Source organism: Nocardia sp. NPDC052316, assembly GCF_044547795.1.
Taxonomy (GTDB): domain Bacteria; phylum Actinomycetota; class Actinomycetes; order Mycobacteriales; family Mycobacteriaceae; genus Nocardia.
The window spans coordinates 1,112,492-1,137,846 of record NZ_JBIUBB010000003.1 but is presented as its reverse complement, the minus strand read 5'-3'; the positions used below and the strand labels follow the sequence as shown (position 1 = coordinate 1,137,846).

Genomic DNA, 25,355 nt, shown 5'->3' with positions numbered 1-25,355 from the left:
CCGATTTCGCCACCAGCGGAAGCGGTTACGCCGCGCTCCGCGGGACGTTGACGGTGACGGTGTCGATGTGGCAGCGCCGCCCGTCGACCGTCGGCGGGGAGATGGTGCCGCCCGTTCCGGTGTAGGTGAGTTCCGGGTTCAGACAGCTCTGCGGGGCTTCGTCGCGGAAAGTGAGCGTGGTGCCGGAGAACACCAGCCGATCGGCGAGTCGCGCGTTGTCCCACGGTTCGATCGCGAACAACGCCATGTTCTGGGCCTGCTTACGCAGATTGATCGAGTAACGCACCGAACCCGATTGTCCCGTAATGGTTTGCGTCCATAAGCCGGTCGACTGGTCCAGGGCGATGTCCATCTCGAGCACCTCCCCCACCTTTACCGACATCGCGCGCCCCGAGTGACACCCGCGGTAGCGCGGATCATTGGAGTACACGTTGACGTACTGCCCGGAAATCCACCACGTCGAGTAGGTCGGCGGCTGCTGCACCGGCGCGCAAGCCGGCCCCCACGTCAGCACCGGCTGCAGCACCCCGAGCCCGATCGGATAGTAGTTTCTCCCCCCTTCCCGCGGCTCGAGTCCAGGCCACAAAAACATCGTCCCCACCCGCGCCGGTTTCGGCTGCACCGTAAACCGCGTCTGCATCCGCACGAATTCATTGGCCACCGGAATTTTGAAATACACCCGCGACTGCTGATCCGGCTCCAGCGGTACCGGTTGCGTACTCGGCGCACCGGGCGGAGCCGTCACCCCCGGCGGCCCCGGCTCCGCGAAAGAACTAGGCAATGCAACGAAACCCATTGCCACCGTAGCGATTACACCCGAAACAAGATACCGAGCCGCAGCCCGACGAATAAGATTCATACTTCCCCATGAAAACACACCGATTACCCCCCGTGAACGCACCCAACTGGGGACCCCCAAACCCCCAGCCCACCCCTCCCCAATCCCCCTGACCCAGAAAGGAATTCCCCGACAAACAGTACTTCTAAATTATTGAAGTAACTGCCATCGCGCCACAAAGCGCTTTATCACACGGCCGGACCGCTACCGGTGATCTCATCCATCAGCATGCGCAGCGTAAGTGAGTGCTTCTCGGGCGGTAGAGCATCCAGGGCCGCGCGGGCCAAGCGGACACCTTCGGATTTGTCGCCCGCACGAACCAGCATCAAGCCGCGATGCATCGCGAGATGGGTAGCGAAGCGAGGCAAGCTCGCGGGGAGTTCGGCGTGTGCGTCATCTTGGGCGCGCACTGCGGTGCGTTCGTCACCTAGACGCGCCGCCAGCAGGGACAGAAAGACATTCACGCGCCACCAGGGCACCGCATAGTCGGATGTCTGCTCATCGGATCCGGACCGATCGAATGCGCTGCGGCCGTCCGCGATCAAGCGGCGGGCGGTACCAGTGTCGCCCTGCACTGCCGCCGCGTGCGATTTGCCCCAGGTGGCATTGAGCCTGCCCAGGCTCGGCCGGTCGGTGATGTCGAGGGCCTGATCGGCGAATATATGCGCCGTGGGTAAGGCGGCGCCTTCATAGCCGAGGGCGATGGCGGCGCGACCACGCACCCACACGCGCATAGCCGTATCCCCCGATCGGTCGGCGGCTTCGGCAGCCATCCGATACCAGTTCACGGCCTTGTTACCATCTGAGCCCGGGTAGATCTTCGCGTAGAGCGTCATCAGCCGCGCGGCGACCGCCCACAGGCGCGGCGTGTCCAGTTGTTGTTGCAGGACAACGAGATCGGCAGCCAGTCGGCGTTGGATCTCGGCCGCGCCCATGCTCATGTAGTCGGTCCCATAGGTGACCAGCCGGTCTTCCCATGCTTCGACATCAGGCCCGGTGGCGTGCAACCGCGCCGAAAACCCTTGCGCCAAAAGCTCCGACGCCACCACCGGCGCGATCGCCGTCGCGCCGAGATGAGAGAGAAATTCGCGCCGACGCACATCGGTCGCCAGCATGTCGGTCGGGCAATCCAGCACGGCGGCCAGGTGCGCCAGCCAGCACGGCGCAGGCTCGGTCACGCCGGATTCCCAACGGCGAGATATGTATTCACGACTTATATTGGTTCCAGAACGATGACATAGTTCATCGGCGAGCCTGCCTTGCGACCAGCCCTTGGCCAGACGAAGTTCCCGGATGAGATGTCCGGTACTGCTGCGCATAGGTCGATCATTCCAGGGCCGCGCGGCATACGGTGCGATCGTCGCCCGATGCCACTACCGATGCCATTATCCCTGGCGCGGGCGAAGCGGCGGGCGGCGGCACAGGCGCGCCAGAATCCGATGCGCATTGGACTATGCAGCGGCATCGCGGATGCCGAATAGAGGAATGCCCGCGTAAGGCGGCCGCCCGGCGGGTGTTGATAGCGGCCGGGCGAGTGAGGCCGGATTCGGCGCGAGAGTTCTGAAGGCCCCGGCTGCCTGCGACTAAGCAGGCAACCGGGGCGCATTGTGCTCAGCGCAGTGCGGCGGCCTTGCGCGCCAAACGCTTGGTGGCGGTTTTTGCTGCCGCTTGTGCCTCGGTCGGCTTGTCGGCCGCCTTGGTGGCCTTCTTCGCGGGGGCCTTCTTCGCGGCCGCCTTGGTGGCGGCCGCCTTGGTGGCGGCCGCCTTGGTTGCCGACGCCTTCTTCGCAGGCGTCTTCTCGGCGGGTGCCTCGGCCTCTGCCAGCGCTTCGCGGAGGAACTGGCCGGTGTAGCTTTCGGCTACGGCGGCAACGTCTTCCGGGGCGCCTTCGGCGACGACCATGCCGCCGCCGGAGCCGCCTTCGGGGCCCATGTCGATCACCCAGTCGGCGGTCTTGATGACGTCGAGGTTGTGTTCGATGACGATGACGGTGTTGCCCTTGTCGACGAGGCCGTTGATCACCTTCAGGAGTTTGCGGATGTCTTCGAAGTGCAGGCCGGTGGTCGGCTCGTCGAGGATGTAGACGGTGCGGCCGGTGGAGCGCTTCTGGAGTTCGGCGGACAGTTTCACGCGCTGGGCTTCGCCACCGGACAGGGTGGGGGCGCTCTGACCGAGGCGGACGTAGCCGAGGCCGACGTCGACCAGGGTCTTGAGGTAGCGGTGGATGGAGCTGATGGGCTCGAAGAACTCCGCGCCCTCCTCGATCGACATGTCGAGGACCTCGGCGATGGTCTTGCCCTTGTAGTGCACCTCGAGGGTTTCCCGGTTGTAGCGGGCACCGTGGCAGACCTCGCACGGGACGTACACGTCCGGCAGGAAGTTCATCTCGATCTTCAGGGTGCCGTCACCGGAGCAGGCCTCGCAGCGACCGCCCTTGACGTTGAAGGAGAATCGGCCCGGCTGGTAGCCGCGCACCTTCGCCTCGGTGGTCGACGCGAACAGGGTGCGGATCTTGTCGAACACGCCGGTGTAGGTGGCCGGGTTGGAGCGCGGGGTGCGGCCGATCGGCGACTGGTCCACCTGAACCAGCTTGTCCAGGTCGTCCAGTCCCTTGATCCTGGTGTGCCTGCCCGGCACCTGCCGCGCACCGTTGAGCTTGTTCGCCAGCACGGTCGCCAGAATGTCGTTGACCAGCGTCGACTTGCCGGACCCTGAGACGCCGGTGACCGCGGTGAGCACACCGAGCGGGAAGTTGACGTCGATGCCGCGCAGGTTGTGCTCGGTCGCGCCGACCACGGTGAGCAGTCGCTTCTTGTCGATCGGCCGCCGGACCAGCGGCAGCTCGATCCGCTCGCGGCCGGAAAGGTAGGCACCGGTGAGGGATTCGGGCTCGGTGAGCAGCTCCTGGTACGGACCGCTGTGCACCACGCGGCCGCCGTGCTCGCCGGCCAGCGGGCCGATGTCGACCACCCAGTCGGAGGCGCGGATGGTGTCCTCGTCGTGTTCGACCACGATCAGCGTGTTGCCGAGATTGCGCAGCCGGGTGAGGGTTTCGATGAGCCTGCGGTTGTCCCGCTGGTGCAGGCCGATGGACGGCTCGTCGAGCACGTAGAGCACGCCGACCAGCCCGGAGCCGATCTGGGTGGCGAGCCGGATGCGTTGCGCCTCACCGCCGGACAGCGTCGCCGCGGCCCGCGAGAGCGACAGGTACTCCAGGCCGACGTCGAGCAGGAACCCGAGCCGCGCCTGCACCTCCTTGAGCACCTGCCCGGCGATCGCGGCCTCCCGCTCGCCCAGCGTGAGCGAGTTCAGGAACTTCGAGCACTCCCCGATGGACAGGTCACTGACCTCGGCGATGGACTTGTTGTCGCCGCCGGCGTTGATGGTGACCGCGAGGATCTCCGGGCGCAGCCGGGCACCGTCGCAGACGGGGCACGGCACGTCGCGCATGTACCCGTCGTAGTGCTCCTTCATCTGCTCGGACTCGGTGCTCTCCATGCGCCGCTGCAGGAATGGCATCACGCCCTCGAAATCGGCGTAGTAGGAACGCTTCCGGCCGTACCGGTTGGTGTAGGAGACGTGCACCTGGTCGGAGCTGCCCTCGAGCACGGCCTTGCGCGCCTTGAGCGGCAGCTTTTCCCACGGGGTGTCCATCGAGAAGCCGACGGCCTCGGCCAGGCCGGACAGCAGCCGGGTGAAGTACTCGGCCGTCTGGCCGCGCGACCACGGCGCGATGGCGCCGTCGTTCAAGCTCAGCGCCGGGTCGGGCACCACGAGATCCGGGTCGACCTCTTTGCGGATGCCGAGCCCGGTGCAGTCCGGGCAGGCGCCGTAGGGCGAGTTGAACGAGAACGACCGGGGTTCCAGGTCTTCGATGTCGAGCGGGTGCCCGTTCGGGCAGGCCAGTCGCTCGGAGAAGCGGCGCTCCCGATCGTGCGCATGCTCGTCCCGGTCGACGAAGTCGAGCACGACGATGCCGTCGGCCAACCGCAGCGCGGTCTCGATCGAGTCGGTGAGGCGCTGTTTGGAGTTGTGCTTGACGGACAGGCGGTCGACGACCACCTCGACGTCGTGCTTCTCCTGCTTCTTCAGCTTCGGCGGATCGGTCAGCGGGTACACCACGCCGTCGACCCGGACCCGGGAGTAGCCCTGGGTGTTCAGCTGGTCGAACAGGTCTACGAACTCACCCTTGCGGGTGCGCACCACCGGCGCGAGCACCTGGAACTTGATGCCCTCCTCCATGGCGAGCACCTGGTCGACGATCTGCTGCGGAGTCTGCTTGGCGATCAGCTCGCCGCACACCGGGCAGTGCGGGGTGCCCGCGCGCGCGTACAGCAGGCGCAGGTAGTCGTACACCTCGGTGATGGTGCCGACGGTCGAGCGCGGGTTGCGGTTGGTCGACTTCTGGTCGATCGACACCGCGGGCGAGAGCCCCTCGATGAAGTCGACGTCGGGCTTGTCCATCTGCCCGAGGAATTGCCGGGCGTATGCCGACAGCGACTCCACGTACCGCCGCTGCCCCTCGGCGAAGATCGTGTCGAACGCCAGACTCGACTTGCCGGAGCCGGACAGTCCGGTGAACACGATGAGACTGTCGCGGGGCAGGTCGAGGTCGACCCCCTTCAGGTTGTGCTCCCGAGCTCCGCGCACAGTGAGGCGTTCCGCCACCAGGTGTTTCCCTTCTCGATCGTGTTCAGATGAACCGACAAACGGCGTCGAAGACATATCCGGCCGTCATGCTAAACGCGCCCACCGACAAGTTTCGCTCGCGCGAGGTGTACCAGCTACAACGGCGCTCGCGCCGGCGATATCGCGGTGGGTTCCGCCGGGCTCAGTGCTCGGTCCGCCGCAGGTCACCGGACAGACCGCGGACCTGCCAGCCCTCAGCGTCGACGGTGACCGACAGCACATTCGAGCCGACCCGCAGTCCGCCGACGCGTAGCGGCAGATAGCGAGCGGGGACCACCGGTGCGACCGACAGCACCCCCTCCGGAACGCTCGGTTCCAGTCTCAACAGGGTACGCAAAAACAGCAACGGTGCGGCAGCCGCCCAGGCCTGCGGCGAACAGGACGTCGGATAGGGCACGGGGATGTCGAACTCGGCGCGGTCGAATCCGCAGAAGAGTTCGGGCAGCCGATGGCCGAACCGGGTCGAGGCGTCGAGCACGGCGGAGACCACCCGGTTCGCATGGTCGGTGAAGCCGTAGCGCATCAGGCCTGCGGCGCAGATCGCGTTGTCGTGCGGCCATACCGAGCCGTTGTGGTAACTGACCGGGTTGTAGGCGCCCATCGAGGTGGCCAGCGTGCGGATCCCCCAGCCGCTGAACATCTCCGGCGAGAGCAGATGGTCGGCGACCCGCGCGGCCTTGTCGTCGTCGATGATCCCGGTCCACAGGCAGTGCCCGATATTGGAACTGAGCGCGTCGATCGGCCGCTTGTCCCGGTCGAGGCCGATCGCGTACCAGCCTTTGTCGGGCAGCCAGAACGCCTCGTTGAACGCGGTTTTCAAGTGTGCGGCCTTGCCCCGCCAGCGCTCCGCGGCCCGGTGGTCGCCGGTGCCCGCGGCGAGCGTGGCCCGCGCGAGATACGCCGCGTAGACGTAGCCCTGCACCTCGGCCAGCGCGATGGGGGCCTCGGGCAGCGTGCCGTCGGCGAAGTTCACCCCGTCCCACGAGTCTTTCCAGCCCTGGTTGGCCAGGCCGTGTTCGGCGGCGCACTGGTACTCGACGAAACCGTCGCCGTCCGCATCGCCGTAGCGCTCGATCCACTCCAGCGCGCGATCGGCGTGCGGCAACAGGTCGTCGCGGATCCGCGCGTCCAGCCCCCACCGGTACAGCTCGCCGAGCAGCATCACGAACAGCGGCGTGGCGTCGGCGGTGCCGTAATAGGCGGTGCCGCCGCCGAGCAGCAGCGTCGCCGCCCGGCCGAAGCGCACCTCGTGCGGGATCCGGCCCGGCTGCTCTTCGGTCGTCGGGTGCACCTTCTTGCCCTGCAGATCGGCCAGGCTCTGCAGCGTGCCGACGGCCAGCCTGCGGTCCAGCGGCAGCACCATCCAGGAGGTGAGCAGCGAGTCCCGGCCGAACAGCGCCATGAACCACGGCGCGCCCGCGGCCACCACCGCGCGCTCGGGGTGTTCGGGGTCGAAGATGCGCAGCGCGCCCAGATCGGTGAGGGTGCGTTGCAGCACGGAGGCGAGGGTTTCGTCCTCGGTGTGCACGGTCGGTGAGTTGGCGTACCACTCGCGCAGCCGCTGCGCGGGGGCGCTGCGATTCACCGGGGTGCCGCAGGGGTAGCGCGGCGGCGTGCTGTCGGTCCCGAGCGCGGGCAGATATTCGATGCAGGTGGACCACTCACCGCGGCCGGGAAGGCTCACCTGCCAACACAATTCGCGGCCGGACGCGGTGGCTCCGCTGCCGCTGACGGTTACCGCCATGCCCAGCTCTTCGCGACCGATCCGGAGGGCGCCGTCGGTGGCCCGCGCCGCGGTGACCAGCACCTGCTCGCGGCCGGTGCGCCCCTCCTTCACCTCGAACAGGTCGGCGAAGTCGGCGTCCACCTCCAGCTTGATCGCGCAGTCGAGCGGCGCGCTGGACAGGTTGCGCAGCACCAGGTCCTCGCGCATGCCGTCGCCGACATGCCTGCCGACGATCACCAGCGCGGTGCTGTCGGCGGTCCCCGCGCGCGGCGCGGTGCGGGCAAGCAGCGTCGCACTGTACGGCTCGTCGTAACGCACCGTCAGCGCTTGCGGCTCCAATCCGTCCACGGTGAGCCGCCAGTACGACAGCACCCTGGTGTCGCGAACGAACAAGCCCGCCGCCCGATTCGGCGTGATCGAGCCGTTGACGTCGCTGATGCAGAAGGTCGAGCCCTCGACGAGGGTGACCCCAGCGTTGATGGCCGTCGGTGCCTCCGTATCCGAGCCGTCGCCCCACGGATGGGTCACGCGCGAGCCCCGGGGGCGCTCGGCGAACTCACGCCACCGGAGTGGGCACCATGACCCGGGTCGTCCGCTCGGCCACGATGCGGCGGTAGAGCCGCTCGTGGTCGCGCGCCATCCGCAGCCTGCCGAACCGCTGCTCGGCCGACGTGCGGCAGGCCCGGCGATCCAGCGTGTGCACCTTGTCCAGGGCGTCCACCATCTCGTTGACGTCGCGGCAGAGGAATCCGGTCCTGCCGTGGTCGATGATCTCCGGGGCCGCGCCGTTCGGGAACGCGAGAACCGGTGTGCCGCAAGCCAACGACTCGGCCATTACCAGCCCGAACGGTTCGGGCCATTCGATCGGATTGATCAACGCGTCGGCATGGCGCACCAGCTCGACCCGGCGCGCGGTCGGTTCCTCGCGCGGTTCGGGGTCGTCGGGGCCCATCAGCGGACGCACCCGCTCAGTGTAGTAGCGACGTTCCTCGGGTTCGCGCATCTTCGTGATCATGAGCAGTTTGCGCCGGGCGAGCCGGGCGATCTGCACCGCGCGGTGTACACCCTTCTCCTCGTTCATCCGGCCGACGAACACCACGTATCCCCCGCCGCCGGGGCCGTATTTGTAGGTGTTGAGGTCGATTCCGTGATGGATCACCTCGGCGATCGGCACGCTGCCCGCCATCCGCCGCTGCGACTCGGAGATCGCGACGATGTGCGCATGGCGCGCCATCGAGCGGAACAGTTCCTGCCGCATCTCCGAGAACGGGCCGTGGTTGGTGACCACGACCGGCGGTCCGTCCTGGATGGCGCCGACGAACGGGCCGAGTGAGGTGTGGTCGTGGATGATGTCGACATCGGCCAACGTCTCGTAGGCGGCGAGCACGTGCATCAGCTCGGCTTCACCGACGCCGATCTGACTGGTCGGATGCTCATACAGCGAATATCGCCGCACCGGGCAGGTGGATTCACCCACCGTGAAAAGGTGCACGTCGTGGCCGAGCATGTCGAGGCCGACGGAAAGATTGGCGACTACCGATTCGGTGCCGCCATAGGCGGGCGGTGGTACCGGTACCCATGGCGGAACTATCTGCCCGATTCTCATGGGAGCCTGCGTTCTTCGACGCCTCGGCCTTCCTCGGCGGAACCCCACTGTGCGCCGCAACCGCCGCAGCGCACCGAAATATCGGGTAGTTCATCAAAGGCATCGACTGCGTTGGATCCGCATCCCGGACAGGTGCGCGGCGATCCGAAGATCGCGCTGAAATCTAGTGTCGCTGAATATGTCATCTCGAGTTCCCACGTACATATGAGCCTTATGGCTCCGCTGCCCACGGCCCCTCTGGTTGACTTCATTGCAAGCTTACCCGGAACCTCGTTCTCTACTCGAGGAATTCGCGCAGGCTCGTTTCGGCGTAACGACGACAGGGAGGCCGCCGTGCTCGAGGTATTTCTCGTAGACGACCACGAAATCGTCCGGCGCGGACTGGTCGATCTGCTGGAGGGCGATCCGGAGCTGACGGTGATCGGCGAGGCGGGCGACGTCGCGCAGGCGATGGCGCGAATCCCGGTGCTGCGCCCCGCGGTCGCGGTGCTCGATGTGCGACTGCCCGACGGCAACGGCATCGAGCTGTGCCGCGATCTGCTGGCCGAGGTCGAGGGGCTGCGCTGCCTGATTCTCACCTCCTACACCGACGACCAGGCGATGCTCGACGCCATCCTGGCCGGGGCCAGCGGCTACGTCGTGAAGAACATCAAGGGCATGGAGCTGGCCGCCGCGATCAAGGCGGTCGGGGCGGGCCGCTCGCTGCTGGACAACCGGGCCGCCGCCGCGTTGCGGGCCCGGCTGCGCGACGGCGCCCCGGACGACGACGGCCCGCTGGCCGGGCTCACCGAACAGGAACGTCGGCTGCTCGCTCTGCTCGGCGAAGGGCTCACCAACCGGCAGATCGCGGCGCGAATGTTCCTGGCCGAGAAGACGGTGAAGAACTACGTGTCGCGGCTGCTCGCCAAGCTCGGCATGGAGCGGCGCACCCAGGCGGCGGTGCTGGCCAGCAAGCTCGGCGAGCGCTGAACGCGTCATGACCGACGCCGTGCCGTACTCGGTGCTCGACACGCTGCGCGCCATCGTGGACACGGCGACCCGCATCGCCGCCGACCACGCCAGACTCTACGAGTGGGCCCGCACCCGGCAGGCGTGGATCGAGGCGACCAGGGACATCGCCACCGAGTTCCTGGCGGGCACCGCATCGCAGCAGGTGCTCGCGCAGGTGGTGGAGCACGCGCGCACGTTGACCGAGTCGGCGCAGGCGATCCTCGCGGTGGTCGAGCCGGGCATCCCGCCCGAGGAGGCCACCGAACTCGTTGTCGCACAATGGTCGCGGACGGCCGCACCGGACGCGGAGCGCGTCGTGCGGCTCACCGGCACCGCCACGGGCAAGGCCTTCGCCGAACGAACGACGGTGCACCTGGGCGACGCGCAGGGCGTCGACCTCGGCGCGCCGGTCGGCGCGGCCGGGCCCGCGCTGATCCTGCCGCTGCACACGGCCGGGGTCGTGCTCGGTGTGCTCATCGTCGTGCGCGCGGCCGGAGCCGCGCCGTACTCCGACGAGCTCGTCGCGCTCACCGCGGCGTTCACCGATCAGGCCGCGCTGGCCATGCAGCTCGCCGAGGCGCAGCGCAGAGCCAGGGAACTCGATGTGCTCGCCGACCGCGACCGGATCGCGCGCGACCTGCACGACCACGTCATCCAGCGCGTCTTCGCGGTCGGGCTCGGGCTGCAGGGTCTGGCCGCACGGGTCGACGATCCGCAAGTCCGGCAACGGCTTTCGGACGAGATCGACCGGCTACAGGAGATCGTGCACGAGATACGCACGACGATCTTCGATCTGCACGGCGGTACGGGCGCTTCGCTGCGGCGACGCCTGGAGGATGCGATCCGGCAGCAGACCGCGGCGACCGCGATCCGGGCGCGGCTGCGCGTCGACGGGCCGCTGTCGGTGGTCGGCTCCGCGCTGGCCGAGCACGCGGAAGCCGTTGTGCGCGAATCGGTCAGCAACGCCGTGCGGCACTCCGGTGGCGACGTGGTGACCATCGAGATCACCGTCGCTGACGAGTTGACCATCCTGGTGCAGGACAACGGTTCCGGCGTGCCGGACGAGGTAACCGCCAGCGGGCTGGCCAATCTCGCGCAGCGAGCCGGCGAATCGGAGGGGTGGTGCAGCGTCGAGCGCGCTGCGGACGGGGGTACGCGGGTGCTCTGGTCGGCCCCGCTGAGCTGACCGAGTGGAGGCGGCCCACCTGGGGACCGGTGGCCGTCAGACCGGTTCCACCAGGCTCAGATCGCCGTCGTAACGCCGATACAGCAGCCGTCCGCGCCCGTCGATCGCGTCGGTGAAGAACAGGAACGGCAGGCCGTGATGACACAGAATCCGCGCGGCTCGATCGTCGTCCAGCACGGGAGCGGGTTCCGGATCCACCGTGATCGGTAGCGAATTCGTCCGGCGCGGCCCGCTCGTCACCGCATCCTGGCGGGACAGCCGGACACCGAGCGGGCCGCCCCGCGCCACCACCGCGTCCACGCCGGTCGCGCCGTCGGTGAACAGGTACGCGTCGTAGTCCATCGCGTCCATCACCGCCGTCGCCTCGGCGGGGGTGCCGGTGAGTAGCTCGAACGGCTTGCGGCGCACGATCGGGCGCGGCTCGGTGACCTGAGCCAGCGGCGGGCGGGCAGGGTCCGGCCAGTCCCGGCTCTCGGCCGTCGCCAGCCTGGCCAGCTGCCGGTCCAATCGCTCGGCCGCGAAGGTGACCGCGAACCCGCCGGGCCCGGTCACCTGCACCCGGGTGGCGACACCGAGGCAACGAACATTGGCCTGCACGACGGTCACCGCGTCGATCTCCGGCGGCGCGGTGACCCGAACCCTGGTCGCCGCGTCGAGATGGTGGCGGCGCAGCACCCGGCCGATCGCCCGGACCGCCCGCGTCACGTCCACGTCCGGCACCGCCCCGACCGTGGTCACCGCCAGATCGAGATCACTCGCGGTCAGCCAATGTTGTGGTGTGGACGGATGCAGCAACCCCGACGACTTCATGTGACACGCCCTGACTTCGAATTCGACCCGGTCGCCCCATACCACCATCGCAATGCACCGGCGAACAGGGCCGAAAGTCCCCCAAAGGCGAACTAGACTGGCGCAAGGCGCAGTTCACGCGCGCACCACAAGGGGAAACCGAGATGACCGAGGACCACGGCACCGACCCCTACTCCGTGCGCGACACCCTCTCGCAACTGCGGCTGCGCGAGCTGCTCAGCGAGGTCAAGGAGCGCGTCGAACTCATCCTGGACTCGCGCGACCGGATGGACGGCCTGGTCGAGGCGATGCTCGCCGTCACCTCCGGGCTGGATCTGGACGAGACCCTGCGCACCATCGTGCGCACCGCGACCAGCCTGGTCGACGCCCGCTACGGCGCGCTCGCCGTGCGCGGCCACGACCAGCAGGTTGTGCAGTTCATCGACGAGGGCATGGACGACGAAACACGCAGTGCCATCGGGCGTTTGCCCGCGGGCCACGGCGTGCTCGGCGTGGTGTTCAACCAGTCGAAACCGCTCCGACTCGACGAGCTCACCAATCACCCTGCCTCCGTTGGCCTTCCGGCGCACCACCCACCGATGCACACCTTCCTCGGGGTGCCGGTGCGGATCCGCGGCGAGGTGTTCGGCAGTCTCTATCTGACCGAAAAGGCGGGCGGGCAACCGTTCACCGACGATGACGACGTCCTCGTGCAGGCGCTCGCGGCCGCCGCGGGCATCGCGGTGGACAACGCGCGGCTCTACGAATCGGCCCGCACCAGACAGGCCTGGATCGCGGCGACCCGCGATATCGCCACCGAATTCCTGGCGGGTAACCGGTCCGCCAATGTGCTGGCGCACGTGGTCGAGCACGCCCGCACGCTGACCGGCTCGCACCAGTCCTTCCTCGCCGGTCCCGACGAAGCAGGCGAGCTCGCGGTCACCCAGTGGTGCGGTCCCGGTGCGGGATACGCGGACAAGGCCGTGCAGACCGAGGGCACCGCGCTAGGCGAGGCGTTCACCCGGCGCACCCCGCTGCGCTTCGACGACGCGGGCGCGATCAGTGTCGGCCTCGCGCTACCCGAGGCCGGGCCGCTGCTGATCCTGCCGCTGTGCACACCGGACAGCACGCTCGGTGTGCTGACCACGGTGCGGCCGGTCGGCGCCGCACCGTACTCCGACGAACTGGTCGAGCTGACCGCCGCGTTCACCGATCAGGCCGCGCTGGCCATGCAACTGGCCGACGCGCAGCTGCGGATGCGCGAGATGGATCTGCTGGCCGACCGCGATCGGATCGCACGCGACCTGCACGACCACGTCATCCAACGGCTGTTCGCGGTCGGCATCACCCTGCAGGGCGCGGTGACCCGGGCGACCGTTCCCGAAGTGCGGCAACGCCTTTCGACCGTGGTCAACGACCTGCAAGAGGTGGTGCAGGAAATCCGCACCTCGATCTTCGACCTGCACGGCGGCCACGGCAATACGCTGCAACAGCGGATCGAACAGGCGATCCGCCAGCAGACCACCGAAACCCCACTGCGGTCGGCCTTTTCGGTGACCGGCCCACTGTCGGTGCTGGAAGCCGAACTGGCCGATCACGCCGAAGCCGTGGTGCGCGAGGCGGTCAGCAATGCGGTCCGGCACTCGGGGGCGGATACTGTCGCGGTGGAGATCAGTGTCGACGACGATCTGACCATCGCGGTGACCGACAACGGCTGGGGCATCCCGAATCACGTGGTGCGCAGCGGACTACGCAATCTGGAGCAGCGCGCGGAGAAGGCCGACGGGCGGTTCACCGTCGGCCCCGCCGGGAACACGACCGACGACGCCATGCCGGGGACCAGGCTGTGCTGGTCGGTGCCGCTGCCGTGAACCAGCGCGTGCGGCCGACCTCACTCGGCGGGCCCGAGCAGCACGACAGAGTTGTTGCCGCCCATCCCCAGCGACAGTTTCGCGGTGATCCCGCCCTCGAACGGCTGCGGTCCGTCCAGCAGCCGCGGATGCGGTGCCGCGACGATCGGCGCCGCGGGCACGATGCCGCGCTCGTAGCCGAGCGCGGCCACGGCCACCTCGACACCGGCGGACGCGCCCTGACAGTGACCGACCAGCGGCTTGAGCGCATAGATGTGCGGCTGGTCGCCGAAGATGGTGGCCAGCAGGTCACGTTCGGCCTCGTCGCATTGCCGGGTACCGGTGCCGTGTGCGTTGAAATAGCGCACCTCGGCCGCGGCCACACCGGCGTTGGCGAGCGCACGCCTGGCACAGTCGCGAATCTGCTCGTGCGTGGGGTCGACCGACACCACGTGATAGGCGTCGTTGCTCATGCCGCCACCGAGCACCGCCGCGTAGGGCCGTTGCACCGAGCGGGTCAGCACGAACGCCACCGACCCCTCGCCGAAGCAGAAGCCGCGAGTGCCTTCCTGAAACGGGCGGCACCCGTCCAGCGGTTCGGTGTCGGTCACCGCGGCGCCCATGCCCGCGAAGTGTTCGACCATGTCGGGTGTGCCGGACAAATCGGTGGCGACGCACACCACGTCGTCGGCGATACCCGCGTCCAGCCAGAGTTGCGCGGTGATCAGCGCGGCGTTGGCGGAGCTGCACGTCGCGGACACGTTCATCGCCGGGCCGTGGAACCCGTACTCCTGCATGAGCACCGAGATGGGGGTGGACGGGATCAGCGGCAGGTAGCCGCGGGATCGGCGATGGCCGTGATCGATGAGGTAGAAGTCGCGCCAGTTGACGACATCGCCGAGCACGATCGCGTGCAGCAACCCGACCGTGCGGCCGGGCTGCCAGCCGCGGGCCAGCGCGTCGGTGATGGCTTCTCTGGCGGACTCGTGCATGGCCCGGCCGTATCGGCTGGCGCCGACCGTCGGGTCGCCGCCCTCGGGCACCAGCGAAACCCAGGCATCCTCGTCGCGACCGGGCCCGTAGCCCGATTTCACCGAGGCCGCCGACTTACCGCTGAGCAGTCCCTGCCACAGCGCCTCGCGACCCCAGCCGTACGCGGTGACGGCACCGATCCCGGCGAACGTCATATGATCTTGATGCTGGTGTCGGTCGTTCGGGTTGTCACCCGGCATAGCATCGCTCCTTCACCGCTGCCGCAGCCGATCTGCGGTGTAACAGATAATTCCTGAGGCACAGGTTCTGTAATGATCACCAGGCAGAGCCCGATTCAAAACCGAAACTGTGATCGAGGCAATAGCGTCGACGCTGTGCTCTGCTACACGTCGGCACCAGAATAATCCCATCTTCCAATGGCCATAATCGGGTCGACGATCGGGGGTTCGAGTGGGTGAGGACAAGGTAGCCGCCGCGGTCGACGCTGCCGAGCAGTTGGCTGAGCGCTACCGTTCGCTGGTCGAGCACTCACCCGATGGCATCTGCGTGCACGAGCGCGGCGTCCTCGTCTACGCCAATCCCGCTACCGTCCGGCTACTGGCCGCCGACAGCGCCGAAGAGGTGATCGGCAAGCCGTTGACCCAGTTCGTCCATCCTGGCTCGGTCCCGGGGATGCTGGAGCGGATCAGCCACCTCACCACCAAGGGCGCCGCTTCCAACCCGACGGAGATGACCCTGGTCCGGCTCGATGGGGTGCCGGTGCCGGTGGAGACCGTCTCGGTACTCACCGCATGGCACGACCGACTCGCCTACCAGGTGGTCATCCACGACCTCACCGCACAGCGACACGCCGAAGCCGCACAGCACTTGGCCGAACAGCACTTCACCACGGTCGTCTCCCAGTTGGAGGAGGGCGTGGTGGTGATCGACCCGGAGGGACGCATCGAGTCGGCCAACCCGGCCGCCATGCGCATCTTCGGCAGCGCGGGCTCCGACGACGAGCTGATCGGCAAAACCATCCAGTCCCTGCCGATGACCCTGCTCGACGCGAACGCGCAACCACTGCCGCCCACCCGGCACCCGATCGCCCGCACGCTGGCCACCGGCGAGACCATCACCGGCTACGTCTTCGGCGTCGACCGGGCCGACGGGCAGCGGCGCTGGCTCTCCGGCAGCAGCCGCCTGCTCAACCCGGGAGACTCGCGCTCCTCGGCGGTGTCCTCGTTCGCCGATATCACCGAATTCCGGGCCAGCAGAAGGCAATTGGAATACCAGGCCACGCACGACTCGCTGACCGGGCTGGCGAACCGTTCGCTGATCCTGTCCCAACTGGCCGGCGCGCTGGCCACCAGCGAGGACCTGCCGGTGTCCACCGTGCTTTTCATCGACCTGGACGGGTTCAAGGCGATCAACGACACGCTCGGGCACGCCATCGGCGACACCGTGCTGCAGATCGTCGCGCAACGGCTGCAGCGCGCGCTGCGCGGCGACGACCTCGTCGGCAGGCTCGGCGGCGACGAATTCCTGGTGCTGCTGTCCGGGCGCACCCGGCGAGTCGACATCGACGCGCTGGTGGGCCGGCTGCGCTCGACCATGGCCGAGCCGATCATCGCGCGCGGGCACCGGATCGAGGTGAATGCCTCGATCGGCGTCACCCCGCTCACCGTCGGCGACCGCCGCACCCCCGAGGCCGTGCTGCACGACGCGGACCTGGCGATGTACCGGGCCAAGCCGACCGGGCACCGCGAAGGCGCCGTCAGCCAGGGACGCAGGCCGAACAGCACGCACGCGTCCTGACAAGCGGCTCAGCGATCACGTGGAAGGTTTTTCGCGGGTCGCCGGAATACCTGAAGTGGAAGGAGCTGTTGCATCACTTCTATGAGCCTTTTCCGGTGGTCGCGCATTTCTCACCGCTGATCGGCGAACACAGCACAGCACGGCTAGCCGGCGACGCGATCCCCGGTACACCAGCGGTTACGGCGAGCCCGCCGCAATCGCAGTAGACTCGACAACCTTGTTTTCCGAGCGTTCGCGTGCGCATTGCCGTGCGCGTGTAGCGTTCGCTCGGCTCATCGCGGTGAAGGAGTTCAGTTTGTCCGACCTCACTCAGGATCGTGCCGCCAGTGACGGCGCGCCGGAGCTGACCCGCGAGACCGAGCAGGAGCAGGCGTACCTCTCGGTGCTGTACGACCGGCTCGACGAGATGCGCGAGTACGCACGCAACCGATTGCGCACCGTGCTGCTGGAATCCGGCGGCACCCCGCAGGCGCGCAGCGAGCGCGAATCGTTCAGCGCGCTCTACACCGAGGATCTGGCCAAATACGATGCGGCCGAACACGGTCTGTGTTTCGGCCGGATCGATCTGGCCGACGAGTACCGCTACATCGGCAGGCTCGGCATCCTCGACGAGAAGGACGACTACGAGACGCTGCTGCTGGACTGGCGCGCCCCGCTGGCCCGCCCGTTCTACCTGGCCACCACGGCAGCGCCGGACGGCGTGACCCGGCGCAGGCACATTCGCTCGCGCAACCGCAGCGTCACCGCGATCAACGACGAATACCTCGATCTGGAGGCCGCCCGCCGGGCAGGCGCGACCGACGACGACGGCGGGGTCGGCAGTGAGAGCGCGCTGCTGGCCGCGCTCAATGCCGCCCGCACCGGCCACATGAACGACATCGTCGAGACCATCCAGCACGAGCAGGACGCGATCATCCGCTCCGAACACAAGAGCGTGCTGGTCGTGCAGGGCGGTCCGGGCACCGGCAAGACGGCGGTCGCGCTGCACCGCGCCGCCTACCTGCTCTACACCTACCGGCAGCAGCTGGCCAAGAGCGGTGTGCTGATCATCGGGCCGAACGCCACCTTCCTGGACTACATCGGCCAGGTGCTCCCCTCGCTCGGTGAGACCGGCGTCCTGCTGTCCACCATCGGCGACCTCTACCCGGGTGTGAAAGCCACCAGGGAGGATTCGTTGCGGGCCGGCGAGATCAAGGGCTCGCTGGACATGCTGGAGGTGCTCAAGCAGGCGGTCCGTGACCGGCAGGAAGTACCGGCCGCACCGATCCGGCTCAGCTTCGACGGCTACCCGGTCACCCTGGACCGCAAGATCGCCACCAAGGCCCGCGGCCGGGCGCGCTCCTCGCGTCGCCCGCACAATCTGGCCAGGCCGATCTTCATCAGCGCGGTGGTCGACGCGCTCACCGATCAGCTGGCCGAGACCATGGGCGCCGACTTGTCGGGTGGGCCGAGTCTGCTGAGCCGCACCGACATCGCCGAGATCCGCGACGAAATGCGGGCCGACCAGGAGATCCAGCAGGCCATCGGCACGCTGTGGCCGCTGCTGTCCCCGCAGGATGTGCTCGCCGATCTGCTGGCCGACCCCAAGCGGCTCGACCGGGTCGCGAGCACGCTGTCCGCCGAGGACCGCGCCGAGTTGGTGCGTCCGGACAACGGCGAGTTCAGCGCCGCCGACGCCCCGCTGCTCGACGAGCTGGCCGAGCTGCTCGGCGTCGACGACACCGAGGAGCGCGAGCGTGCCCGGCGCCGCTGGCGGGCGCAGCTGGCCGAGGCGCAGGACGCGCTCGACATCCTGACCGGTTCGGCGCCACAGGATCTGGAGGACGACCTCGATCCGGAGATCCTGATGGCCTACGACCTGATCGACGCGAGCCAGCTCGCCGAACGCCAGGACGTGCGCACCAGGCAGACCACCGCCGAGCGCGCCGCGGGCGACCGCACCTGGACCTACGGGCACGTCATCGTGGACGAGGCGCAGGAGCTCTCGGAGATGGCCTGGCGCATGGTGATGCGGCGCATCCCGAATCGCTGGATCACCGTGGTCGGCGATGTCGCGCAGACCGGTGACCCGGCAGGCGCCTCGTCCTGGCAGCGGGTGCTGGAACCGTATGTGGCCAAACGGTGGAAGCTCACCGAGCTGACCGTGAACTACCGGACTCCGGCCGAGATCATGGACGTGGCCGCGGACGTGCTCGCCGCGATCGATCCGGCGGCGTCGGCGCCGCGCTCGGTGCGCGACAGCGGAAATCCGCCGCGCGGGTACCGGGTCGCCGTGAGCGACGTGCGCGATCAGATCGCCAAGCTGGTCGCCGGCGAGACCGGGCCGGGCACCACCGCGGTGATCGCGCCGCACGCACTGGTCGAGGAGCTGGGCGAGCTCGCCGGTGAATCGGTGCGGGTGCTGACCGTGCACGACGTGAAGGGGCTGGAGTTCGACGCGGTGTATCTGGTGGAGCCGCAAGCGATCCTGGACGAATCACCGCGCGGACTCAACGACCTGTACGTGGCGCTGACCCGCGCGACGCAGCGGCTGGGTGTGGTGCACAGCGAAGAGCTGCCGGAGGTATTGCGCGCGCTGCGTTGACAGGGTTGACAGAGACGCACTGAAACGCGAGAGCTCCGCATCACACCCGGTGCGATGCGGAGCTCTCCGAAGTTCGGCTAGCGAACGGTGTGCACGATCAGCACATCCGAGCGCGACTTGCGGGCGACGTCCGACGGGACGGAGCCGAGCAGGCGACCGGTCAGCGTGTTCAGCCCGCGGTTACCGACCACGAGCAGATCGGCGTCCACTTCCTTGGTCAGCGTGAGCAGCGACTCGACCGGCTCGCCGACCACGGCGCGCTCGACGATGTCCACCGCGCCCGCGGCCGCGGCCTTGTCCCGCGCGGTGCGCAGGATCTCGTTGGTGGGGGCGGACCCGCGCACCTGGTAGGCCTCTTCCTTGAGCACATCGGCGGCGGCGGCCACGTCGCGATCGTCGGTCGGGTAGTAGGCGCACGCGATGACCAGGGTCGCGGCGGACACTCCAGCCAGTGCGGCGGCCTTCTCGACGGCGACGTACGACGAGTCCGAGCCATCAGTACCGACAACAATGGTCCGGTAGGCGGTCATTCTCTCCTCCAACTGTGCGTTATCAGGGGTGCCTACGTCCGGGTTCCATACCAAGACGTGCCCCGGCGCAGCGACTTGGATCCGACCCTAGCGGCAAACGGACCGGAAGTAACAGCAATCGCGACACATCACATCGGGGGTGTCCTGGTATTGGCGCCACACGTTCGCCAGGAAATGCGAGAAGGGCATCGGCAACCAGCACGGACACAATTGCCCGGCCGGTAAACTGTGACCGAGCACAACACCCGTGAACGATCTTGTGCCCCTGGGATATTCGTCACACACCAGCGCCGATCGAACAGACATCAGCCCGTCTCGACGCGCGAATCTCGCACCGGGACGGGCCGTCCGAGCCTGGGACTAGCGTGCCATTACGGCCACGGCCGATAGTTCGCCCAGAATAAGCCCAGAATCGCTCCGATGATGTCCATGCGTTCCTCTCCTGCGGTAAAAAGGACGCGCAATATTAGCGCGGCAAGCAAGATCAGAGGTCGAAAAGCGGTCCGGTGATGGTCAATCCGAGGTCATCGACGTGCGCGAAGAACGCGAACAGCATCAACGCGGCGCCGGCGAGTGCCACGTTCTTGTTGAAGTTGACCATTTCGCCCTGCTTGGCCTCCGGATCGGTTTCCTTCCAGAACGGGTGCATGAGCACCGCGGTCACCAGCAGCAGCGCCGCGAGCAGCAGCGAACCGAGATCGGCCCACACACCGAGCAGCACACTCAGCCCGCCGAGACCGAACAGCGCGCCCGAGCCGAGCACCGAGAGCTTCGCCATCGGCACCCCCTTGCTCGCCGCGTAACCCGCCATCGCTTCGGTCTGCGTGACGTGACCGAGCGCCGAGCCCAGGAACAACACCGCGAACAACACCCGTCCGATCAACACCACGACATCCATGTCCAGCTCCCTCATTTGGCCGACAGTAGGTAGTGCAACATTCAACTAAGGGTTCCGGGAGGTATTCCCGAGCCCTTCGGTCGAATGGTCGAAAACGGTCGGCTCGGCAACTATGTCCCGGTCGGCAAGACCTTTGCCGTGACCTCGTTGCGCGAGCGTAGCGAATTCTTGGCGTATTCCAGTGGAGCCATTCCGACTTCCGCGGTGAACTCCCGCGAGAAGTGCGCCTGATCGAAGTATCCCAGTTCGGCGGCCAATGCGGCGAGATCTTCGGTCCGGCCGCGCGCGAGAAGTTCGGCGCCGTCTTGCAGCCGGTAGCGGCGCAGCACCCACTTCGGGCCCGCGCCGACGTAGCGCCGGAACATTCGCTGCAAGGTACGGATCGGTATGCCGAATCGCTCGGTGATCTGATCGACCCTGGTCAGCTCCGCGTCCCGGGCCATCGCATCGATGACGCGCAGCACCAGGTGGTAGGTCGGATCGTCGGCGGCGGACCGGGCCGCGAGGAAGTCGTCGAGCACGGCGCTGCGCTGCTCGTCGGTGGGCGCGTCCAGGACGCGATCGGTCAATCCGCGGGCCTCGGGCATGACGTCGATCAGGTCGACGGTGGTGTCACGGAACGAGCCGACGTCGAGTCCGGTGTACGCGCCGAAGCCGCCCGCGCGGAAGCGCACGCCGAACACCTCGCCCGCCCCGCCGAGTTCCCTGATGAATTTCGTCGTGCACACGCCGGTGACGAAACCGCCAGTGCGGGTTGCGGATCGCTCGAAGGTGACGTTGACGCTCGGATAGGAGAGCACCTCCGCCCGGTACGGCGGCCTGCCGCGCAGATCCCAGCGCACCGACCAGTACCACTCGACGAAACGGTCCACCGCGGGGCCCGCGGGCAGCCGGACCAGGGAGCGGTACTTGGCCTGTTCGTCCGGGTGCAGGATGCCGGTGGTGTCCGCGGGCGCGATCGGGTTCCGGGGCAGCCGCGGCGCGGAATCAGTGCTGCCCGGCATGGTTTCGCTCCCGTCGGGCACCGTGTCGCTTTCTTACAAGACCGGCGCCACCCGCTCGACCAGGATTGCTGTCATGACGAACACCGTGAACCCCATCGCCGACGGCTACCACTCCATCACCTGTTTCCTCGCGGTCGGCGACGGCAACAAGGCCATCGATTTCTACTCCGCCGTCTTCGGCGCCGAGGTGATCAGCCGCAACGACCTGCCCGACGGTCAGCCCGCGCACGCCGAACTGAAGATCGGCGACTCCACCCTGCAACTGGGCATGCCCATCCCGGACAACAATGTGCTCGCCCCGAACGGCGAGTGGGTGCACACCTCGATCGTGCACTACTGCCCCGACGTCGACGCGGTGATCAAGCGCGCCGTCGAACACGGCGCCCGCAGTGCCGAAGAACCTCAAACCTTCGTCACCGGGGACCGTTTCGGCGTAGTCATCGACCCCTTCGGCCACCGCTGGGCCGTTATCACCAAGGTCGAAGACGTCTCCCGCGAGGAAGCCGAACGCCGCGTCAACGAATGGATGGCCACCCAGGGGTGACCTCCATTCCCGCGGCGGCACCTCTACTCAACTCAGTCCGGCGGCGTCCATGCCGCGCAGTTCCTTCTTGAGGTCGGCGATCTCGTCGCGCAGCCGGCCTGCGAGCTCGAATTGCAGCTCGCGGGCCGCGTTCATCATCTGCGCGGTGAGTTCCTTGACCAGGTCGGCGAGTTCGGCGCGCGGCATCGACTTGATGTCGCGGCCCTCGTAGACGCCCGCGCTGACCGCGCGACCCGGCTCGCCCTGGGCGCGGCGACCGCGGCTGGCGTTGCGGCCGGAGCCGCCGACCTCCACCTCGGTCTCTTCGGCCTCCCGGTACACCTGGTCGAGGATGTCGGCGATCTTCTTACGCAACGGTTTCGGGTCGATGCCCTGCTCGGTGTTGTAGGCGACCTGCTTGGCCCGGCGCCGATCGGTCTCGTCGATGGCGTGCCGCATCGAGTCGGTGATCTTGTCGGCGTACATGTGCACCTCGCCGGACACGTTGCGCGCCGCGCGGCCGATGGTCTGGATCAGGCTGGTGCTGCTGCGCAGGAAGCCTTCCTTGTCCGCGTCGAGGATCGCGACCAGCGACACCTCGGGCAGGTCGAGGCCCTCGCGCAGCAGGTTGATGCCCACGAGCACGTCGTACTCGCCGAGCCGCAGCTGACGCAGCAGCTCGACGCGGCGCAGCGTGTCGATCTCCGAGTGCAGGTATCGCACCCGCACACCGAGCCCGAGCAGATAGTCGGTGAGGTCTTCGGCCATCTTCTTGGTGAGCGTGGTGACCAGTACCCGCTCGTCCTTGTCCGTGCGCAACCGGATCTCGTGCACCAGGTCGTCGATCTGACCCTTGGTCGGCTTGACCACGACCTGCGGGTCGACCAGACCGGTCGGGCGGATGACCTGCTCGACGACCTCGCCGCCGACCTGACCCAGTTCGTACGGGCCTGGCGTGGCCGACAGATACACCGCCTGGCCGATCCGCTCGGCGAACTCCTCCCAGGTGAGCGGCCGGTTGTCCACCGCGGACGGCAGCCGGAAGCCGAACTCGACCAGGTTGCGCTTGCGCGACATGTCGCCCTCGTACATGCCGCCGATCTGCGGCACCGTCACGTGCGACTCGTCGATGACGAGCAGGAAATCGTCGGGGAAGTAGTCCAGCAGCGTCGCGGGCGCCGAGCCGGCCGGGCGGCCGTCGATGTGGCGCGAGTAGTTCTCGATGCCGGAGCAGAAGCCGACCTGCCGGATCATCTCCAGGTCGTACTGGGTGCGCATGCGCAGCCGCTGCGCTTCGAGCAGTTTGCCCTGCCGCTCCAGTTCGGCCAGCCGCTCCTCCAGCTCGGTCTCGATGTCGCGGACCGCGCGCTCCATCCGCTCCGGGCCTGCCACGTAGTGGGTGGCCGGGAAGATGCGCAGCATGTCGACCTGACGGACCACATCGCCGGTGAGCGGGTGCAGGTAGTACAGCGCCTCGATCTCGTCACCGAAGAACTCGATGCGGACCGCGAGCTCCTCGTAGGACGGGATGATCTCGACGGTGTCGCCGCGCACCCGGAACGAGCCGCGGGTGAACGCCATGTCGTTGCGGGTGTACTGCACGTCGACGAGCAGACGCAGCAGTGCGTCGCGGTCCACCTCGGTGCCGACCTCGAGCTGCACCGACCGATCGAGGTAGGACTGCGGGGTGCCGAGGCCGTAGATGCACGACACCGAGGCGACCACCACCACGTCGCGGCGCGAGAGCAGGCTCGACGTCGCCGAGTGCCGCAGCCGCTCGACGTCGTCGTTGATCGAGCTGTCCTTCTCGATGTAGGTATCGGTTTGAGCGATGTACGCCTCGGGTTGGTAGTAGTCGTAGTACGAGACGAAGTACTCGACGGCGTTGTTCGGCAGCATCTCCCGCAGCTCGTTGGCCAGCTGGGCGGCGAGGGTCTTGTTCGGGGCCATCACCAGCGTCGGGCGCTGCAGCCGTTCGATGAGCCAGGCGGTGGTGGCCGACTTACCGGTACCGGTGGCGCCGAGCAGCACGACGTCGCGCTCCCCCGCCTTGATCCGGCGTTCCAGCTCCTCGATGGCGGCGGGCTGGTCGCCGGCGGGCACGTGCTCGCTGACTACCTGGAAGCGCCCTTCGGTGCGCTCGATCTCGCCGACGGGCCGGTGCTCGGAGTGCGCGAGCGGGGTCTCGGCCGCCGCCCGCTCCGCGTAGCCTTCCGTCGGAATCTCGGTTGCAAATGCCATGTTCACCAGCCTAAGCCCAGCCACCGACAGGTTTCGCGCCTCGCGCGGACGGTGGCTGCCGCGGACCGGGCTGAGCGGGTTTCGGTCGGCGTCGCCGTCGCGTCCGCGCACCGATTCCCAGAATTATTGAACGACGACCGTTGCTCGCGCATTCCCAGCAATCCATTCCCGGCAGTACGGGCGCTGGCCGCATGTGTCCCGCCGCCATTGTCCACCGTTGCGCCGCACATGGCGAGACAACATCGGCGCACCAATGACGTTTCACTTTTGGCCGTCGTAATGTGTCCGAAATGTCCTTTGCGGCAACACAATTCGTAGCCAAAAACATATCGCGTCATTGCGCCCACCCACCATTCCCCAGGTGTACGCTGATTTGGTTGTTCGGACAACGCGTTCGGATGTGGCGAAGAACAAGAGCCATGAGAGGTCTGATTCCATTGCTCAATACCGTGCCGACCACCGGCTTCGCAGGAACTATCGCCCGGCACCTCCGCGCAGCGGTCCCCGGACTGAATCAGAGCGACAAAACCGCCGCATCGAACGCCGCATTACCGTCCGGGCACCCACCGCACCGACCGCACGTCGAGTTCTTCAACCTCGCGGAACTCACCAGCACCGACTGCAAGGGCTTCGTCCGCCAGGTCGAGCGCTACCACCACGAACCGTGGGGCGTGTACATGGCCCGCATCGTGCCCGTCCCGCACCGCCACTACCTGGAGTGCTGGCTGCTGCCCGCGCTCTCGCTGCGGGTGACGCTGACCCGCCGCAACCCGGCGCACCACGTCGACCACGATTTCCACCTCGACATCGGTGAGTTCACCGAGATCGAGCCGAAGCACTGGAAGGCCGTCGACCACTACCTCGACATCGAGGTGCACCGCGGCCACAATGTCGAACTGCTCGGCGTCGACGAGCTGCTCGCCGCCCACGCGGCCGGATTGGTGGACACAGCGCAGGCGCACCGGGCCTTCGAGTGCGCGACGGCCGCGCTGGACGGACTCGCCGCCAACGACCACTGCGTCGAGGACTGGCTCGCCACCCACGGCATCACGCTCACCTGGATGTAACCCTCAGGTCGCTCGACTCCGTCGGCGCGGCGGTAGATTCTGAA

At 67.7% G+C, this 25,355-nt stretch carries 18 protein-coding genes; 7 read left to right on the top strand and 11 right to left on the bottom strand.

The annotated features are described in order from the left end of the window. Positions 1–25: 25 nt before the first annotated feature. The 5 genes from ACIHA7_RS17995 to ACIHA7_RS17975 all read right to left on the bottom strand — a co-directional run bounded on the left by ACIHA7_RS17995 (position 26) and on the right by ACIHA7_RS17975 (position 8,859). Entirely contained in the window at positions 26–592 is a 567-nt protein-coding gene (locus ACIHA7_RS17995; RefSeq protein ID WP_397290638.1) for a hypothetical protein, read from the bottom strand. 434 nt (positions 593–1,026) lie between these two features. Next, positions 1,027–2,157 (bottom strand): helix-turn-helix domain-containing protein, encoded by a 1,131-nt coding sequence (locus ACIHA7_RS17990; protein WP_397290636.1) that lies wholly within the window; start codon positions 2,155–2,157, stop codon positions 1,027–1,029. Positions 2,158–2,449: 292 nt separating this feature from the next. After that, the gene (gene uvrA / locus ACIHA7_RS17985) at positions 2,450–5,506 is read right to left on the bottom strand and encodes an excinuclease ABC subunit UvrA (protein ID WP_397290634.1); all 3,057 of its coding nucleotides are present in this window, start codon (positions 5,504–5,506) and stop codon (positions 2,450–2,452) included. Between the two features lie 163 nt (positions 5,507–5,669). Further along, complete coding sequence (locus ACIHA7_RS17980; RefSeq protein ID WP_397290632.1) at positions 5,670–7,781, bottom strand: glycogen debranching N-terminal domain-containing protein; 2,112 nt, start codon at positions 7,779–7,781, stop codon at positions 5,670–5,672. Between the two features lie 28 nt (positions 7,782–7,809). Continuing rightward, on the bottom strand, positions 7,810–8,859 hold the full coding sequence (locus ACIHA7_RS17975; RefSeq protein WP_397290630.1) for a glycosyltransferase: 1,050 nt from the start codon (positions 8,857–8,859) through the stop codon (positions 7,810–7,812). Between the two features lie 333 nt (positions 8,860–9,192). Here ACIHA7_RS17975 and ACIHA7_RS17970 point away from each other — a divergent pair, with 333 nt between their 5' ends. Continuing rightward, on the top strand, positions 9,193–9,828 hold the full coding sequence (locus ACIHA7_RS17970; protein ID WP_107655305.1) for a response regulator transcription factor: 636 nt from the start codon (positions 9,193–9,195) through the stop codon (positions 9,826–9,828). 7 nt (positions 9,829–9,835) lie between these two features. Continuing rightward, on the top strand, positions 9,836–11,035 hold the full coding sequence (locus ACIHA7_RS17965) for a sensor histidine kinase (protein WP_397290628.1): 1,200 nt from the start codon (positions 9,836–9,838) through the stop codon (positions 11,033–11,035). 36 nt (positions 11,036–11,071) lie between these two features. Here the strand turns inward: ACIHA7_RS17965 and ACIHA7_RS17960 are convergent, their stop codons facing one another. Further along, entirely contained in the window at positions 11,072–11,845 is a 774-nt protein-coding gene (locus ACIHA7_RS17960; protein WP_397290626.1) for a sigma 54 modulation/S30EA ribosomal C-terminal domain-containing protein, read from the bottom strand. Positions 11,846–11,988: 143 nt separating this feature from the next. On the opposite strand from ACIHA7_RS17960, the gene ACIHA7_RS17955 reads away from it, so the two are divergent. Continuing rightward, entirely contained in the window at positions 11,989–13,695 is a 1,707-nt protein-coding gene (locus tag ACIHA7_RS17955; RefSeq protein ID WP_397290624.1) for a GAF domain-containing protein, read from the top strand. Between the two features lie 20 nt (positions 13,696–13,715). Here the strand turns inward: ACIHA7_RS17955 and ACIHA7_RS17950 are convergent, their stop codons facing one another. Then, positions 13,716–14,861: a beta-ketoacyl synthase N-terminal-like domain-containing protein gene (locus ACIHA7_RS17950; protein ID WP_397290622.1), complete on the bottom strand. Its 1,146-nt coding sequence runs from the start codon at positions 14,859–14,861 to the stop codon at positions 13,716–13,718. Between the two features lie 256 nt (positions 14,862–15,117). On the opposite strand from ACIHA7_RS17950, the gene ACIHA7_RS17945 reads away from it, so the two are divergent. Then, positions 15,118–16,464, top strand: coding sequence for a diguanylate cyclase domain-containing protein (locus ACIHA7_RS17945; RefSeq protein WP_397290620.1), 1,347 nt, complete (start codon positions 15,118–15,120; stop codon positions 16,462–16,464). Positions 16,465–16,759: 295 nt separating this feature from the next. Further along, complete coding sequence (locus ACIHA7_RS17940) at positions 16,760–19,048, top strand: HelD family protein (protein WP_397290618.1); 2,289 nt, start codon at positions 16,760–16,762, stop codon at positions 19,046–19,048. Positions 19,049–19,125: 77 nt separating this feature from the next. Here the strand turns inward: ACIHA7_RS17940 and ACIHA7_RS17935 are convergent, their stop codons facing one another. The 3 genes from ACIHA7_RS17935 to ACIHA7_RS17925 form a co-directional block, all read right to left on the bottom strand. Next, positions 19,126–19,578, bottom strand: a complete 453-nt coding sequence (locus ACIHA7_RS17935; protein WP_014983412.1) for a universal stress protein — start codon at positions 19,576–19,578, stop codon at positions 19,126–19,128. Between the two features lie 484 nt (positions 19,579–20,062). After that, positions 20,063–20,491, bottom strand: coding sequence for a DoxX family protein (locus tag ACIHA7_RS17930; RefSeq protein ID WP_397290615.1), 429 nt, complete (start codon positions 20,489–20,491; stop codon positions 20,063–20,065). 95 nt (positions 20,492–20,586) lie between these two features. Continuing rightward, entirely contained in the window at positions 20,587–21,480 is an 894-nt protein-coding gene (locus ACIHA7_RS17925; RefSeq protein ID WP_397290613.1) for a DUF6597 domain-containing transcriptional factor, read from the bottom strand. A gap of 73 nt (positions 21,481–21,553) precedes the next feature. Between ACIHA7_RS17925 and ACIHA7_RS17920 the strand changes: the two genes are divergently transcribed. Beyond that, the gene (locus ACIHA7_RS17920; protein WP_397290611.1) at positions 21,554–22,024 is read left to right on the top strand and encodes a VOC family protein; all 471 of its coding nucleotides are present in this window, start codon (positions 21,554–21,556) and stop codon (positions 22,022–22,024) included. A gap of 27 nt (positions 22,025–22,051) precedes the next feature. On the opposite strand, the gene uvrB is transcribed toward ACIHA7_RS17920, so the two are convergent. Beyond that, positions 22,052–24,244 carry an excinuclease ABC subunit UvrB gene (uvrB, locus tag ACIHA7_RS17915; RefSeq protein WP_397290609.1) on the bottom strand — a complete coding sequence of 731 codons (2,193 nt, stop codon included), beginning with the start codon at positions 24,242–24,244 and terminating at the stop codon, positions 22,052–22,054. A gap of 419 nt (positions 24,245–24,663) precedes the next feature. Here uvrB and ACIHA7_RS17910 point away from each other — a divergent pair, with 419 nt between their 5' ends. Next, a complete protein-coding gene (locus ACIHA7_RS17910; RefSeq protein WP_397290607.1) occupies positions 24,664–25,311 on the top strand; it encodes a DUF402 domain-containing protein in 648 nt (215 codons plus the stop codon). The last annotated feature ends 44 nt before the right edge of the window (positions 25,312–25,355 follow it).

Coding starts and splice junctions, on each gene's coding strand:
- ACIHA7_RS17995 (WP_397290638.1), bottom strand. CDS start 592: ATGTTTTTGTGGCCTGGACTCGAGCCGCGGGAAGGGGGGAGAAACTAC.
- ACIHA7_RS17990 (WP_397290636.1), bottom strand. CDS start 2,157: ATGCGCAGCAGTACCGGACATCTCATCCGGGAACTTCGTCTGGCCAAG.
- ACIHA7_RS17975 (WP_397290630.1), bottom strand. CDS start 8,859: ATGAGAATCGGGCAGATAGTTCCGCCATGGGTACCGGTACCACCGCCC.
- ACIHA7_RS17965 (WP_397290628.1), top strand. CDS start 9,836: ATGACCGACGCCGTGCCGTACTCGGTGCTCGACACGCTGCGCGCCATC.
- ACIHA7_RS17960 (WP_397290626.1), bottom strand. CDS start 11,845: ATGAAGTCGTCGGGGTTGCTGCATCCGTCCACACCACAACATTGGCTG.
- ACIHA7_RS17955 (WP_397290624.1), top strand. CDS start 11,989: ATGACCGAGGACCACGGCACCGACCCCTACTCCGTGCGCGACACCCTC.
- ACIHA7_RS17950 (WP_397290622.1), bottom strand. CDS start 14,861: ATGACGTTCGCCGGGATCGGTGCCGTCACCGCGTACGGCTGGGGTCGC.
- ACIHA7_RS17935 (WP_014983412.1), bottom strand. CDS start 19,578: ATGACCGCCTACCGGACCATTGTTGTCGGTACTGATGGCTCGGACTCG.
- ACIHA7_RS17930 (WP_397290615.1), bottom strand. CDS start 20,491: ATGAGGGAGCTGGACATGGATGTCGTGGTGTTGATCGGACGGGTGTTG.
- ACIHA7_RS17925 (WP_397290613.1), bottom strand. CDS start 21,480: ATGCCGGGCAGCACTGATTCCGCGCCGCGGCTGCCCCGGAACCCGATC.
- ACIHA7_RS17920 (WP_397290611.1), top strand. CDS start 21,554: ATGACGAACACCGTGAACCCCATCGCCGACGGCTACCACTCCATCACC.
- uvrB (WP_397290609.1), bottom strand. CDS start 24,244: ATGGCATTTGCAACCGAGATTCCGACGGAAGGCTACGCGGAGCGGGCG.
- ACIHA7_RS17910 (WP_397290607.1), top strand. CDS start 24,664: ATGAGAGGTCTGATTCCATTGCTCAATACCGTGCCGACCACCGGCTTC.